Genomic DNA, 13,631 nt, shown 5'->3' on the forward strand with positions numbered 1-13,631 from the left:
AAGGTTCAGCAGCCTGCGCTTTACTGGCATTTCCAGAACAAGCGAGCGCTGCTTGATGCGCTCGCCGAGGCGATGCTGGCGGAACGCCATACCCGCTCGCTACCCGAAGAGAATGAGGACTGGCGGGTGTTCCTGAAAGAGAATGCCCTGAGCTTCAGAACGGCGTTGCTCTCTTATCGCGACGGCGCGCGTATCCATGCCGGCACTCGACCGACAGAACCGAATTTTGGCACCGCCGAGACGCAAATACGCTTTCTCTGCGCGGAGGGCTTTTGTCCGAAGCGCGCCGTTTGGGCGCTCCGGGCGGTCAGTCACTATGTGGTCGGTTCCGTTCTCGAGCAGCAGGCATCTGATGCCGATGAGAGAGTTCCGGACAGGCCAGATGTGTCCGAGCAAGCACCGTCGTCCTTCCTGCACGATCTGTTTCACGAGTTGGAAACAGACGGCATGGATGCTGCGTTCAACTTCGGACTCGACAGCCTCATCGCTGGTTTCGAGCGGCTGCGTTCATCTACAACAGATTAGAGGCTTATGCCCCTTTGCCGCCCCAACTGCCACGACACCGATCCGCTTTGCACGATGCCCATGACCTCACGGCCGAGCTGGCGGTCGATGACCGGCCGCCACGGGACAAGGGAAATGAGCGGTATCTTGCCAGACAGGATACCGCCATTCACGAGGTTTCGAAGATTATTGCGCCGCATCGGAGCGGGCTTGCTTCCAGTCGTCGGCTAGACGACTGGCGACTTCTCGGTGGCAGCATCACGGGATCGAAGGAGCGCCAGCCCCAACGACACCAGCACTGCCATTGCCGTGGCGTAACAAATCACGGGCCACGCTGTATCGCCGTTTACCAGCGTCACCGCCAATGTCCCGACGATACTGACTATCAGGCTTTGGATGCAGAAGTAGAACGCAACCGCTGATCCAGCGATGTCGTCGAACTGCGCAAGTGCGCCGTTGGCGGTAACGGACACCGTGAAGACAATGCCGACCGCGACAACCCACATCGGCAGGATGAAGCTGAAAAATGACGGCGATCCGAAAAGTTGGCCGATCCCCAACAGGATCGCGCCGGAAACGAGCAACGCCATCCCGCGCGCTACGCATCCCGCGATACCCCATTTGGCAACGAAGGACTTTGCGAAGCGGGTTGTCGTGACCATGACCAGCGCGACAGTCGCGAAGGCCAAGCTAAATCCGATCTCGGAATAGCCGGCTTGGCCTATGAGAACACGGGGGGCTGTCGAGAAGAAAACGAAGAATGTGCCCATGCCGGCACTAAATCCGACCGTGTAAACCCAAAAGGCCGGACTCGCGAAGATCGGCAAAACAGATCGTTGCGTTCTGGCCTGATCCAACGGTCGGGTTTCATGCCACCTGAAACTGGCGTTTAAGAGTGCGAGCGAAGCCAGTGCAGCCAGTGTGATGAAGATCGCCTGCCATCCCCAAAACTCGCCGATCAGCGCACCGGCTATAGGGCCGAGCGCAGGCACGAACGCCAGCATCGAACTGAAAAGGCCGTAGATGACGGCACCTTCGGGACGATTGGCATATACGTCGCGCACGGTCGCGAAGGTGGCCACCAGCATGGCCGATGCTCCAACAGCCTGAACCAGACGAAACGCAACAAAGGCTAATGCAGTTGAAGAACAAGCCGCTCCCAGAGACGCAGCAACGAAAGCCGTTGCGCCTACAAGCAGGATCGGCCGTCGCCCGACGCGATCGGAGAGTGGCCCAAAGATCACTTGGCCCACACCGAGCATCACCATGTAGAGGCTCAACGTGAGTTGGATTATGGATGGAGTCGTGTTCAGGACGCCCGGCATCGCCGGAACGACTGGAAGATAAATATCCATCGCCAGCGAGGCGAGGATGTCGAAGGGAGCCATAAGCAGCAAGGCTGCCGGCAGCGTATAGGCCCACGCGGGGCGTGTGGTGGTCATGACGAATCAACCGCTCGATTAAGGATACCGGGCAGCGTCTGCTCGTCAGCAATCAGATGGGATTGGTCTTACAGAGCGCCGCAACAACAATTCTGATGTTGCGGCTTACTTGTCTGCTGACTTGGAATTTCCCATGCTGATGGCTCCACGATTACGAAATTGAATAGCAGCTCTTATCGAATTAGTTGTTGCGTTGCAATGCGGTATCGTTGGCTCCTATAGCCCCAACCCCCGCTGCCGCCCTAACTGCCACGACACCGAACCGCCCTGCATGATACCCGCGACCTCGCGGCCGAGCTGGCGGTCGATGATCGGCCGCCACGGGACAAGGGTGAACTCGTGGCTCTTTTCCACGATGGCGAACTTGCCGCTCGTTAGCTGGACAGTCCCGGTGAACTTGCCGCTGACACTCTCACCATCCTTGGCGGCGCGGAACGGCAGCGCCTTGCCCTCGGCCATCTCCGCACCGGCGCGCGCAACTTCCCGCTCGCGCAGGGTGGCGAGAAGATTGCGCCGGTAGAAGATTCGGCCGTCCCGGCTGCGCGTGGCGTCACGCTGCTCGATATGATGCTCGCGGCGCTGGTCCATAGCCTCGCGCACCTGCTGGCCGAAGCCGGTCGGGGCAAGGTCGGCCGTCTCGCCATGGATCAGCCTCCGGTCCAGCCAGGTCGCGCCGTCCGATCCGATCTGCCTGTCCAGATTGACGGGAGAAAGGACGCGAACACTGGCCTGCCGGTCGCGGCCGGCGTCATGGGCAGCGGCACGGCTAGCCAGATCGTCAGGGATACGCCATTGATCCGCATCGATCCGCTCGACGATCCCGGCGCGACGCAATGCCTCCAGCCGGCGCACATGGGCATCGACATAGCCCTCGTAGTCACCGCCGGGAACGCGGCCCTCGAACTTCGCCTGCTCCAGATGGCGGCTCGGCCGATAGATGCCGTCCTCGGCGATGGCGGTGATGGTGCGGTCGGACGGCCGGGCCGTCACCTCGGCCGGGCCGATCTGGACGACGCTGCCGATGCGGGCGTCCTCCAGCCGCTCGGGCGCGAGGCCGGCGATGTGGTGCGTCCTGCCGTCGATCCCGTCCACCATGACTGTTAGGTTCTCCCCCAACTCGTCGGACAGGTGCTTGTCAACGACGCGACCGACGATGGGCGTCTCGGGCGCTCCGTCATGGATTTGAAAACTCATGGGATCGCGCTCGCCACCTTCCGCACCGAGCGCCTTCTGCATGGTGCGGATAATGTCGCCACGCTCGCCTAGCTCGCGCAGGGCTGGCTCCATGTTCTTGCTCAATTCCCAAACGGCGGGCGCGTGCTCGGTCGCCAGCCCCATCTTCTCCAGCTTGGCGAGCCTGCGCAGGCGTAACGTCCGCTCGAACTGGCGGCGTGGTGCAGCCGGCTCATGGCGCAGGTCGAGGAAGCGGGCATCGGCTTCTTCGGCCATGGCGCGGTCGATCCGGGTCAAGCGGTCTTGGTCGATTTCGGCTTACGCCCCTCGGCTCAACTCCTTTTCGTGAAGGTCTGAAAGCTGGAATAAAAGCGGCAGGGGGGGCGCTAACGCGCCGTTAATCGCCGTCTTGCTCCACCCAAGCTGTGGGCTTGTGAAGTTCTTGGCCGTTCGTATCAACAACAGGATTCGGAAACTGTGACCTCGCTAAGCGGCTATGGCTGATATGACGAACAAAGGACGCCACGTCCTGCAAGTCGTTAGCGACGTTCTCAGCAGGGCATATGATGCCAACAGGCTTTTGCAGCTCCTCGACGACAATGCGGATCGGCTCGCAAAGGTCGGTATCATTTGAGAGAACAACAGCAACGTCAAACGCATTGGTGAACGCATCTCGAACTAGGTGCGCCCCCAAGTTCACATCGCTGCCCTTCTCTTCTGTTTTGATAATCCGCACGACAGTCGGCCACGGCTTAAAGGGGGACTTCCCATTTTGCGGCGGAGGGGCAAGAGCAGCATAGGGTTTTGTAACTAGAAATTTTCCCTGAAAAATTTCGAGCTCTGGAATGGTCTCAAGCGCATCAAAATAGATTTGCTGCCGTCTTGGGGCATCTGGATCAATTCGGGCTGAGACGCGCGCAGTGTAGTATTTAACTGCAGTAATAACGTTCTCAGACGAAAGAACGTCTTCTGCCAACGCCTTTACGTTCAGCCACTTCAATTGAGGATTATACTTCAGTGCTCGATAGTAGAGGTTGAACCCATCTACATAAATTATTGTTCTCATCCCACACGCCCAAAAAAGCAAAAGCTGCATTGGATTGCTCCGCCGCAGCTTTTGAGCCTACGGCACGCCGTAGGTGGGTTTAAAGCTCATATGGCGGTCGATGTGTTAAGAATCAATGAAAATCGCAACAACCGATGTTTCAGATTCAACGTCTCTTAGCAACAACTGTTAACAGTTGTTGCTAAGAGACGTTGGCGCCAATGTCAATACGTAATCTACAATTGAAACAATGATTTGAACGTGATACATGGCGGCTAGTTTGTTGCAAAATAGGAAATGAAACGTTGCCTGACGAAGACAGCTCGACCACGAGCTACTATGAGCGGCGGCTGCAACAAGAGATTGAGGCCATCGAACTCAAGCTGAAAGAGCTGACAGCTGAGCGCGACGCGCTGAGGCGTCAGCTCATCAAGGCGCGTTGGGAAAACCACCACTTACGAGACGTCAGCCGAAAGAACAGTGCAAGCCGAGTTCTGGTAGAGCAGCGAGTGCTTGCCGCTCTTGAACAGACCACAAAGCCAATGACTTCCAGGCAGCTTTTTTCGGTGGCGAGGCTGGCAAACTTCGAATTGAAAGAAAACACCTTTCGAACGCACCTTCACCGTATGAAATCGAAAGGCCTGATCGAGAACGTTAGCCGTGGTCGGTGGCGAGGCATCGCCCCTGCCGACTAGACACTACCCCAGAAGACGCGCCCAGAGGCCGCGCTTGGGCTGTTCTGCTGCCCTCTCGCGCTGATCAGTCAACGCAGCCAAAGCCTGCCTATGATCGGCGCTCTGACGCTCAGCCTGCTCTTTCAATGCCTCGATCTGGTCGGTGAGTTGAGAACGCTCGCGATCCCGTTCCGAGTCCATCCGCTCGATCTGCTCTCGGAGCATCTTAACTTCGATCTCCAAAGCGCTGTTTTGGGTAGTTTTTTGATGGTTTTCCAATGGGGTCGGAAACGGTCTTTCGCGTTCGGCAGAACTGGTTTTAGAGAACACCCTGAAAAGCTCAGAAGGATCGATCTCCCAATGCCCCTTTTCGTTCTTTTCTGCGCTCATTCGCCCAGCATTCAAGGCATCAAGCAAGGTGGACTTGGCAACCCCAGCCTCCTTTGCAGCCTTATTCAAAGATAATTTTACCATGGTTCTGCTCTGCCTTATACAGGAGGTCTGAGACGAACTTCCTACCGGTTTTCGGCTAGTTTAGCCGAAAACCACCCAAGCAAGGAAGGCCAGAGTTTTCAGCCGCCGCTTTAGGTGTTCACAAGCTGAACCCATCATCTCTTTCACGGCTGATATCGCGGTCCTGCTCGATGCTGCGTTCTGCCTCCCTGTCGCTTTCCCTGACCTGCTCATGCGCGGCCTCAAGCGTCGAGAAGTCCGCGCCACGCAACGCCTCGGCCAACCCGTTCAGGGAATGCTCGGCCACCTCCCGCACACGGGCATAGGTCTCGGCAAAACGTTCGCGCAGACCGGACACCACTTCGCGGACCTGTTCCAGCCGCCCGTAAGCATCGCGCCATAGATCGCCTGCGGTGGTCTGGATGCCGCGCCGCTCCATGCCCCACGCCTTCCAGCCAATGTCCGGCAGGGGATCGCGGTCCAGCTCCACAGCCTCAATCTCCAGCTCGTGGGCGGCCCTGTCGTCGCCGCGTTCAAGCGCCCGTTCCTTAAGGTCCAGCTTTTCTTCCCGCTGTGCCTCAAGGCTGCGATGGTCGATCTCGCGCCCGACCTCGATCTCGCGCAGATAGGCGTTGGCATGATCGGCCCAACTCTCGCGCCAGTCCGCCAGCAGCTCCTTGCTGTTCCATGAGCGGTCCTTGCCCTCAAAGCCGTCTGCGCCGATGGAACGGGTGGTCAGCATGATGTGGGCGTGATGGTTGCGTTCGTCCCCCTCCCTTCCGGGGGCGTGCAAAGCCACATCGGCAATCATGCCCCGATCGACAAAGGCGGATTGCACGAAGGATCGCACCAGAGAAGCCCGTTGTGCGTCCGTCAGCTCGTGGGGCAGGGCGACCGTCACCTCGCGAGCAAGCTGGGCGTCCTTGCGCCGCTCCACCTGCTCGACGGCGTTCCACAACGTGGCCCGATCCCTCAGGGCTTCGGGTGTGCCGTCAGGGGCGAGGATCTCGGTGTGCAGGACGCCGGTGCGGTTGGAGTAATCATGCTCCAACCCTTGGCGGTGATCCTCGATGCGCTCGGCTGTCCGGTAGGCGGCGGCGGCAACGGCACTGCGCCCTGTGCTGCGGGAGATCATCTTTGCGGAGAAATGATAGATCGCCATCGGAGCGGGTGAGCCTGTGCGGTTGGTCCAGGGCAATGCCCTGGTCTGGTGGGGTTTGGGGCGGGCGAAGCGCCGCCCCATGTTGCCGCTTGCGGCAAAGGGGAATGGCGTCGCCTTGGGGTTTACCCCGTTGAGACCTCACACATTGCCTTGGCAATGTATAAGTGAGCACTTAAAGTGTTTTTACCGTAGCACCCAGAACAGGACCTCGCAACTCTGATGCCCCGAACCATCGACCAGCAAATCGCCGAGGCCGAGAACAGGGTCCAGAGGCTCAAGACCAAGAAGCGGACAAAAGACACTCGCCGAAAGATCATTGTCGGCGCGACCATCATCCCTGCGGCCTTCAAAGACAAAAAGCTGGCCCGCTACCTGGTCCGGTTGCTGGAAACCTCGCTGACACGGGCCGTGGACAAACAGGACGCCGCACCCCTGCTGGATGAGCTGCGGAAATTCATCGGAGACGACCAGGCATGAGCAACGACCCCATCAAGACCCTGACTGATACCCTTACCCTGCTGCGGGTCGAGATCGCCGATGTGAAGAAGCGCCAGATCACGGAAGAACGGCTCAAGCACCTGCAAGCCGCACTGGAGGACAACGCGGAAAAAATCGCGGGGGTCCAGAACGCAGCCTCGCAAGGGGGCAGGGAAGGCGCGTCCCGTCTGGCCCATTCTCTGGATCAGACCGCCCGTGAGATGCAGGAGAAGGTTGATGATGCCGTGCGCAGCCTCTCAGAGGCCCGTAGAGCGGCCTCAGGCACAGTTCTGGCCCGTAGGCGCAACGTCTGGCTCCTGATGGCTTTCTCAGCCCTTACAGGGCTTGCCACAGGCGCTTTGGCTTCCGTGGTAGTGTTCGATTACTACCTGGGCCGGGATTTTGCGGACAGCGTCCAACTCATGGGGCTGGATTGGGCCTGCACCCGCCAGGATGGGTTCATTGCAGATCAGCAGAACGGCAAGTTCTGCGTGTTCCAGATTAGCGAATGATCCACAGGCAACGCCTAGTGTTAATAGTGTTACCTACGGAGTATGTTACGGGGCCAAAAATCTCCATTAACTCACTGATACCATAAGAGAAACTAACTTGTAAGGTTCCGAAAGTAACGAATTCTGGTTCCGAAAGTAACGAATTCTGGTTCCGAAAGTAACGAATGGATTTGGCTTCACGGCGGGTCCTAATATAACGAACTTGACGGACCTGCTTCGCTGCTTGATGCTGGTTCCTGATGTAACGAACCTAAACCAAGGCTAGCGGATGCCCCTGCTCCCAGACAGACACCCCCAGAAGGACTTCTTCATCCTCGATATTTCCGATGTGGTGCCGAAGGACGACATGGCCTCGATGGAGCATCCGCTGTTTTCGCTCGCAACCAAGCCAGACATGCGCCACCTCGAATATCGGGGGGGCGATAACCGGCTGAAGATCGTGCCGTCCGGGGTCGGCCTGCCCACAATCTTCGACAAGGACATTCTGATCTTCTGCGTGAGCCAGCTCATGCACCGCAAGAACCGGGGCGAGAAGATCGGCAAACGAGTGCGTTTCAGCGCCCGTGAGCTAATGATCACCACCAACCGCAAGACGGGCGGGGTCGAGTATCAACGCTTGGAACAGGCATTCCAGAGGCTCATCGGGACGACCTTCCAAACCGATATTCAGACGGGGAACAAGCGCGAAACACGTTTTTTCAGCCTTCTGGAATCGGGAAGCGGGTTTGTCATGAAGGAAGAGGGCAAGTGGCGGCTCGACTACTGCGAGGTGATCCTGTCTGACTGGGTGATGCGCGCGATTGAGGGCGACGAGGTCGTGACGATCTCGAACGACTATTTCCGCCTGCGCCGCCCGCTGGAGCGCCGCCTGTATGAGATCGGTCGCAAGCACTGCGGTAGCCAGTCGAAATGGCACATCGGCCTCGCTAAGCTTCAGGAAAAGACCGGCAGCAACGCCCCCCTGAAGAAATTCCGGCTGAACATTCGTCAGATCATCGAAGACGATCACATGCCGTTCTATTACATGGAGTTGACAGAAGATGACCTGGTGATCTTCCGACCACGCTCAACGCAGAGCGAACTCCTACCCGATATCCGACTGCCTGAATGGGCCGAGGACAAGGCGAGAGATATCGCCAGAGAAAAGGGTCGGGACTACTACGCGATGAGATCGGATTGGCTGGCGTTCGCCAAGAGTGAAACGGCCAAGGGCAACCCGCCCAAGAATGAAGGTGCGGCATTCTTGGCCTACTGCAAGAAACAGGAGAAATTGAGATGAGCAATCAAGACGAATTTAAGGCCGGATTTGAAGAAGGATACAAAAGCATCAAGGGCGATATGGTGCTTGTTCCACTATGCCCTTTAGCGCCTCTTACCCCACATTTCCCAAGTAAGGCGCTGATTTCGCTGTCCTGACCATTATATTTCCTATATAAAACATGGTGTTGAAGGCTGCGAGGGGCGCGTTTTATGGATCACCCAGAGGGTGCGGGCTTGCAACGGGCAGATCGGGTGGATTTCGACCCTCGCGTGCGGCTGGAATTTCGCGGCACGCAGCTCAGTTCCGACGGCGGCCTTCTGGTGATGCGCGAGCTTGATGACGCGCTCGGGTTGTCCGATTTGGCGTCAGCGGCGCTGCGCGATACTCGCTCTGGCAAGAACACGGTCCATCGGCTCGACGGCCTGTTCCGGCAATCAGTCTTTGGGCGGCTGGCCGGATACGAGGATGTCAACGACGCCAACCGTCTCGCCTGCGATCCGGTCATGCGCCAAGTTGTCGGCGGCAGAGCGGTCGATGCACAAGCGGCCTCGGCATCGCAGATGGGACGGTTCGAGACCGAGACGCTGGCTCTGGCCGGGAACCGTGCCGCGCTGGCCGACCTGAACGGGCAATGGATCGACCGGTTCCATGACCGTAACGGGCTGAAGTACATCGTTCTGGACATGGACAGCTCGGTCAGCCCGACCCATGGCGACCAGGAAGGGTCCGCCTGGAATGGCCATTTCGACTGTAGCTGCTATCACCCCAACTTTCTGTTCAACCAGTTCGGGATGCTGGAACGCTGCGCCCTGCGCCATGGCAACGTCCACAGCGCCGATGGCTGGCGTGATGTTCTCGACCCCGTCATTGCGCGCTACGCGGAGCGCGACCTTGGTGGCAGGTTCTTCCGGGCCGATGCTGCCTACGCGATCCCGGCGATCTATGAGCGATTGGAAGAAGCGCGGTTCTTCTACGCCATCCGGCTGCCCGCAAACGCGGTCCTCAAGGACAAGATCGCGCATCGGCTAACGCGCCCTGTCGGGCGGCCGTCACTGACCAAGGTCAAGCGGTTCTTCGAGGAATTCGAGTATCAGGCGGCGTCCTGGGACAAGGAACGCCGGGTGATCGCCAAGATCGAATGGCATCCGGGCGAACTGTTCCCGCGTTTCGGCTTCATCGTCACCAACCTGCCGATGGAGCCGGACTGGGTGGTGCGGTTCTACAACCAGCGCGGCACCGCCGAGCAGCACATCAAAGAGGGCAAATACGCCTTTCGCTGGACGCGGCTGTCGTGCCGGAAGTTCCGCGACAATGAGGTGCGGCTGCAACTGCACGCCCTGGCGTACAACCTGGCCACCTTCTTGCGCTGCATCGAGCTGCCCGAGGCCATGGCCGACTGGTCGTTGACCAGCCTGCAACTGAAGCTGATCAAGATCGGGGCACGTGTGGTCCGTCACGCCCGCACCATCACCTTCCAGCTGGCCGAGGTCGCTGTCACCGGCACGATGGTACGCGCCATCCTCGCCGCTATCCGCCGATTGCGAGCGCCACCGCTATGCGCATGATCGCGATCCACGCTCAAACTGAACGAAAGCGGCTGGACAGATCTGTCCGCTGCGCTGAAAAACGCCGCCCCTGGGCAAGGAAACAGCGGCTTCGCGGTCTGATCCGTCCAGATCCAGCAGTCTGCGCGACCGCAGGTGCCGCTTGCGGCAGAAAATCCTTGTCTAGCGCTCGGATACAGGCGATCTTCACCTCAAACGACACGCCACTTGGGGAATGCAGGAGTAATGTGGGTGTCGTGTTGTAGCTCGTCAAGAGGTAGATGTGAAATAAATATGGCACTGTGTCTATTTTGTAGGATACGTTCTATTTAAGCCCTCAGAGGCTAGGCGGTTTACGGGCATGTAAGTGTGACACCTTAGACTCGGAGTCGGGACTGTGAGGGGCCTTAGAGAGCTTCTAGATGCCATTTCAGGGGTCTCCTAGATCGACAACATGCTCTCCTCTCACTTTGTAGCTTCATAACTGTGGGTGTCAGTTAGCAACAGTGCTCGAGTCCAGGATTTGCGTTCATTCTGTGAAGGCCGGTTGATAGGCGTTCCAACGGATTCGGCTTTGGCGGTGTTAATGCAAGTGTCGCTTTCCGGCGATGGCAGTAACAGTCCCGGACTGTGCTTCCGCAAACACTTCGGTTCGCTACGCAACGATGGTCAGATAACGCTTTTGAGAGGAAGGTCGAATAGAGCATTGATCCTATAGCGCCGGTCCTATCTGCCCGCGCAGACCTCGCTGCTGAGCTGGCGGTTGATGACCGGCCGCCACGGGACAAGGGTGCATTTATGGCTCTTTTCAACCACAGCGAACTGGCTGCTGGATAATTGTACGGTGCCGGTGGACTTGTCGCTCACGCCTTCGCTATCCGTGGTAGTATCGAACGGTAGTCCGTGCAGACCTTCCGGCCCATGTCGTTGGCGAGGCTGAGCAGGTTGCGAAGCGCCGCGCTGCGATTGGACGGCGACCAGACAGCCGAGAAGGCGACCGGCTCCGGCTCGTCGGTGAAGGGCAAAAAGACAATGCCGTTTGTCGGCAACAGCGCCGTGGCCGCGCCGACGATGGTGATGCCAAAGCCCTGTCCGACCAAAGACAAAAGGGTGCCACGCCCCACGTCGAAGCGCAGGATCGACGGCGCAGGCCAGCGCTCGGCATGGCGTAGCACGATATGGCTATGAACCTGCGGTCCAGTGCCGCCATGCCGGACAAGGAACGTCTCGCCTGCCAAATCGGGCCATGTGACGGCTGACCGCTTGGCGAGCGGATGCCGTTCCGGTAGCACCGCCAAGAGCGGTTCGGTCCATGTGCGACGGGAATGGCAGTCGGGTGGTTGGGGCGTGCCCGCGACGAACGCCACGTCCAACCTACCGGCGCGAAGCTGCACCACCGCTTCACGGGCCGGGCCTTCGGCGATCTCGACTTCAACATCGGGGTAATCCTTGCGGTATTGGCCGATCAGCTTTGCGAGGAAGCTATGCGGAATCAGGGCATGGATACCGATACGAAGCCGGCCGCTTTCTCCGGCTGCCGCCATGCCGGCGGTTTTCACCGCATGGTCGAGTTGGTCAATACCTACGGCTATCCGCTCGACGAAATGGCGTCCGGCCTCGGTCAGCCGAACGCCGCGCGCATGACGCTCGAACAAGAGGATGCCGAGGTCTTCTTCCAGTGCCTTCACGCGGGCGCTGACGCTGGACTGTGCAACGCCGAGCGCGTTGGCGGCGTGACGGAAGTTGAGATATTCGGCGACAGCGAGAGTGTGAACTAAGGTCATCATTGGCACTCGCCCCGAAAGGAGATGATTGCTCAACAGATTTAATCCGTCATTTCTCCTAAGTCTACGCATGCCAAATCGCCATGACTAAATCACAATGAAGTTGCGAATGGTCTGCGTAGTATTGGCAGACATATTAAATAGAGGATCGCGCCGACAATCCAAACCCAACCGTTCCATGCCCCGGCGGTGGCAGAATAGAGTGCTGTGAAGCCAAGCGGTCCTGCGATAGAGCTTAGATTGGTGAGGCTCGTTAGCGTTCCTTGCAAAGCCCCTTGCTTGTTACTGCTGACATTGTTTGAGAGCATTGCCTGCAAGGCCGGCATGCCAACACCCCCGGCGGCAAGCAGCAACAGAATCGGGAACACCATCCATCCCTGCGTGGCAAAAGCCAGAAGAACGAAGCCAGTCGCATCCGCAGCCATGCCAAACAGCAGCGTGCGCCGCTCTCCAAGCCGGCTTGAAAGCGGGCCGGTAACAAACGCTTGGAAGATCGCATGTGTTGCCCCAAACGCCGCGAGCGACAAACCAACGGTCGCGGTGTTCCACTGAAAACGGTCCTCGCCATATATGACCCATAGGGCTGCAGGCACTTGGCCGATCAGTTGAATAATGAAGAAAACTGCGAAAAGCGCACCTAGCCCGCGCAATGCATCATCCAGCCGTAACAGAACGAATGGTTTGATGCGAACCGGCTTTCCGGTCCCGCCATGGCTGTGATGAGTCTCCTTGAGGAAAATGCAGGCAAGCAGGAACGCGAACCCGTTGAGAAGGGCGGCGGCGATAAACGGGGCATGAGCAGAGATACCACCGAGCATGCCACCAAGTGCTGGCCCGGCAATCATGCCCGCCCCATAACAGGCCCCCATGTAGCCGAACCAGCGTGCGCGAGAACCTTCCCCCGTCGAATCGGCAATGGTTGAGGCTGCTACAGCTCCGGTTGCGCCCGTGACGCCGGACACGAGTCGGCCGATATAGAGCACCCATAAGACCGGCGCTGATGCCATAATCGTGTAATCGACTGCGGCTCCTGCAAGAGAAGCCAGAAGTACCGGACGCCGACCGTAAGAATCCGAAAGCTGTCCAAGCATGGGCGCGAAGACGACCTGCATCAATGCATAGAGCGACAGCAAGGCACCATAGTGTCCAGCGACCTGCTCTGCTGGCACAAGCTCACGCAGAAGCGTCGGAAGGACGGGCATGATGAGGCCGAGACCCATGGCGTCAAGACCCACGATCAGCAGGGCAATGATGGCAGAGCTGCGCACCTGAAACTCCAGCGCCGCTCAATGGAGCGACTTTATCAACGATAAGGAGATGGACATAGAACTTATCGGTGATAAATTGTCAAGCACTGGCGAAGGAACGTGAATGACCAAACTGGACAAGGGCACCGTGATCGCGGCGGCGCTAGAGCTGTTGAACGAGGTTGGCATGGACAGCCTGACGACGCGGAAGCTCGCTGAACGCCTCAAGGTTCAGCAGCCTGCGCTTTACTGGCATTTCCAGAACAAGCGAGCGCTGCTTGATGCGCTCGCCGAGGCGATGCTGGCGGAACGCCATACCCGCTCGCTACCCGAAGAGAATGAGGACTGGCGGG

The 13,631-nt window shown here is 58.6% G+C and carries 14 protein-coding genes and 3 pseudogenes; 8 read left to right on the top strand and 9 right to left on the bottom strand.

Annotation, left to right across the window (positions count from 1 at the left end; translation table 11 throughout):
- Positions 1-525: tetracycline resistance transcriptional repressor TetR(G) (gene tetR(G) / locus LOM8899_RS22410; protein WP_093994462.1), on the top strand; the 525-nt coding region annotated here is incomplete at its 5' end.
- Here tetR(G) (LOM8899_RS22410) and LOM8899_RS23630 read toward each other — a convergent pair.
- The 4 genes and pseudogenes from LOM8899_RS23630 to LOM8899_RS22430 form a co-directional block, all read right to left on the bottom strand.
- Positions 522-638: pseudogene (locus LOM8899_RS23630) on the bottom strand (DUF3363 domain-containing protein); the annotation flags it as partial. The gene tetR(G) (LOM8899_RS22410) and the pseudogene LOM8899_RS23630 overlap by 4 nt on opposite strands.
- A 93-nt stretch (positions 639-731) precedes the next feature.
- Positions 732-1,946, bottom strand: coding sequence for a chloramphenicol/florfenicol efflux MFS transporter FloR (gene floR, locus LOM8899_RS22420; protein WP_093994463.1), 1,215 nt, complete (start codon positions 1,944-1,946; stop codon positions 732-734).
- Between the two features lie 216 nt (positions 1,947-2,162).
- On the bottom strand, positions 2,163-3,395 hold the full coding sequence (locus tag LOM8899_RS22425; RefSeq protein ID WP_268902885.1) for a DUF3363 domain-containing protein: 1,233 nt from the start codon (positions 3,393-3,395) through the stop codon (positions 2,163-2,165).
- Between the two features lie 121 nt (positions 3,396-3,516).
- The gene (locus tag LOM8899_RS22430) at positions 3,517-4,215 is read right to left on the bottom strand and encodes an NYN domain-containing protein (RefSeq protein WP_211096264.1); all 699 of its coding nucleotides are present in this window, start codon (positions 4,213-4,215) and stop codon (positions 3,517-3,519) included.
- Between the two features lie 254 nt (positions 4,216-4,469).
- Between LOM8899_RS22430 and LOM8899_RS22435 the strand changes: the two genes are divergently transcribed.
- The gene (locus LOM8899_RS22435) at positions 4,470-4,859 is read left to right on the top strand and encodes a hypothetical protein (RefSeq protein WP_092842503.1); all 390 of its coding nucleotides are present in this window, start codon (positions 4,470-4,472) and stop codon (positions 4,857-4,859) included.
- A 3-nt stretch (positions 4,860-4,862) separates the two neighbouring features.
- Here LOM8899_RS22435 and LOM8899_RS22440 read toward each other — a convergent pair whose 3' ends face one another.
- The gene (locus LOM8899_RS22440; protein ID WP_092842502.1) at positions 4,863-5,312 is read right to left on the bottom strand and encodes a hypothetical protein; all 450 of its coding nucleotides are present in this window, start codon (positions 5,310-5,312) and stop codon (positions 4,863-4,865) included.
- A 118-nt stretch (positions 5,313-5,430) separates the two neighbouring features.
- Positions 5,431-6,453, bottom strand: a complete 1,023-nt coding sequence (gene mobQ / locus LOM8899_RS22445; protein WP_158525105.1) for a MobQ family relaxase — start codon at positions 6,451-6,453, stop codon at positions 5,431-5,433.
- A 219-nt stretch (positions 6,454-6,672) separates the two neighbouring features.
- On the opposite strand from mobQ, the gene LOM8899_RS22450 reads away from it, so the two are divergent.
- From LOM8899_RS22450 to LOM8899_RS22465, 5 genes are all read left to right on the top strand, one after another.
- Complete coding sequence (locus LOM8899_RS22450; protein WP_092842511.1) at positions 6,673-6,930, top strand: hypothetical protein; 258 nt, start codon at positions 6,673-6,675, stop codon at positions 6,928-6,930.
- Positions 6,927-7,442 carry a hypothetical protein gene (locus LOM8899_RS22455; RefSeq protein ID WP_092842510.1) on the top strand — a complete coding sequence of 172 codons (516 nt, stop codon included), beginning with the start codon at positions 6,927-6,929 and terminating at the stop codon, positions 7,440-7,442. Before LOM8899_RS22450 ends, LOM8899_RS22455 begins: the two co-directional genes overlap by 4 nt.
- A 268-nt stretch (positions 7,443-7,710) precedes the next feature.
- Entirely contained in the window at positions 7,711-8,721 is a 1,011-nt protein-coding gene (locus LOM8899_RS22460) for a replication initiator protein A (RefSeq protein ID WP_093994466.1), read from the top strand.
- Positions 8,718-8,858 (top strand): hypothetical protein, encoded by a 141-nt coding sequence (locus LOM8899_RS23540; protein ID WP_168770643.1) that lies wholly within the window; start codon positions 8,718-8,720, stop codon positions 8,856-8,858. The genes LOM8899_RS22460 and LOM8899_RS23540 overlap by 4 nt, the downstream gene beginning before the upstream one ends.
- 54 nt (positions 8,859-8,912) lie before the next feature.
- The gene (locus LOM8899_RS22465; RefSeq protein WP_083392702.1) at positions 8,913-10,268 is read left to right on the top strand and encodes an IS1380-like element IS1247 family transposase; all 1,356 of its coding nucleotides are present in this window, start codon (positions 8,913-8,915) and stop codon (positions 10,266-10,268) included.
- 720 nt (positions 10,269-10,988) lie between these two features.
- On the opposite strand, the pseudogene LOM8899_RS23805 reads toward LOM8899_RS22465, so the two are convergent.
- The 3 genes and pseudogenes from LOM8899_RS23805 to tet(G) form a co-directional block, all read right to left on the bottom strand.
- Positions 10,989-11,174 (bottom strand): annotated as a pseudogene (locus LOM8899_RS23805) (DUF3363 domain-containing protein); the annotation flags it as partial.
- Positions 11,111-12,034: a LysR family transcriptional regulator gene (locus LOM8899_RS23810; protein ID WP_028657710.1), complete on the bottom strand. Its 924-nt coding sequence runs from the start codon at positions 12,032-12,034 to the stop codon at positions 11,111-11,113. The pseudogene LOM8899_RS23805 and the gene LOM8899_RS23810, both read right to left, overlap by 64 nt.
- Before the next feature lie 89 nt (positions 12,035-12,123).
- Positions 12,124-13,299: a tetracycline efflux MFS transporter Tet(G) gene (gene tet(G), locus LOM8899_RS22480; RefSeq protein ID WP_001257840.1), complete on the bottom strand. Its 1,176-nt coding sequence runs from the start codon at positions 13,297-13,299 to the stop codon at positions 12,124-12,126.
- 103 nt (positions 13,300-13,402) lie between these two features.
- Here tet(G) and tetR(G) (LOM8899_RS22485) point away from each other — a divergent pair.
- Positions 13,403-13,631, top strand: a pseudogene (tetR(G), locus tag LOM8899_RS22485) (tetracycline resistance transcriptional repressor TetR(G)); the annotation flags it as partial.

Origin of the sequence: Flavimaricola marinus (assembly GCF_900184895.1) — a bacterium.
GTDB classification, from domain to species: domain Bacteria; phylum Pseudomonadota; class Alphaproteobacteria; order Rhodobacterales; family Rhodobacteraceae; genus Flavimaricola; species Flavimaricola marinus.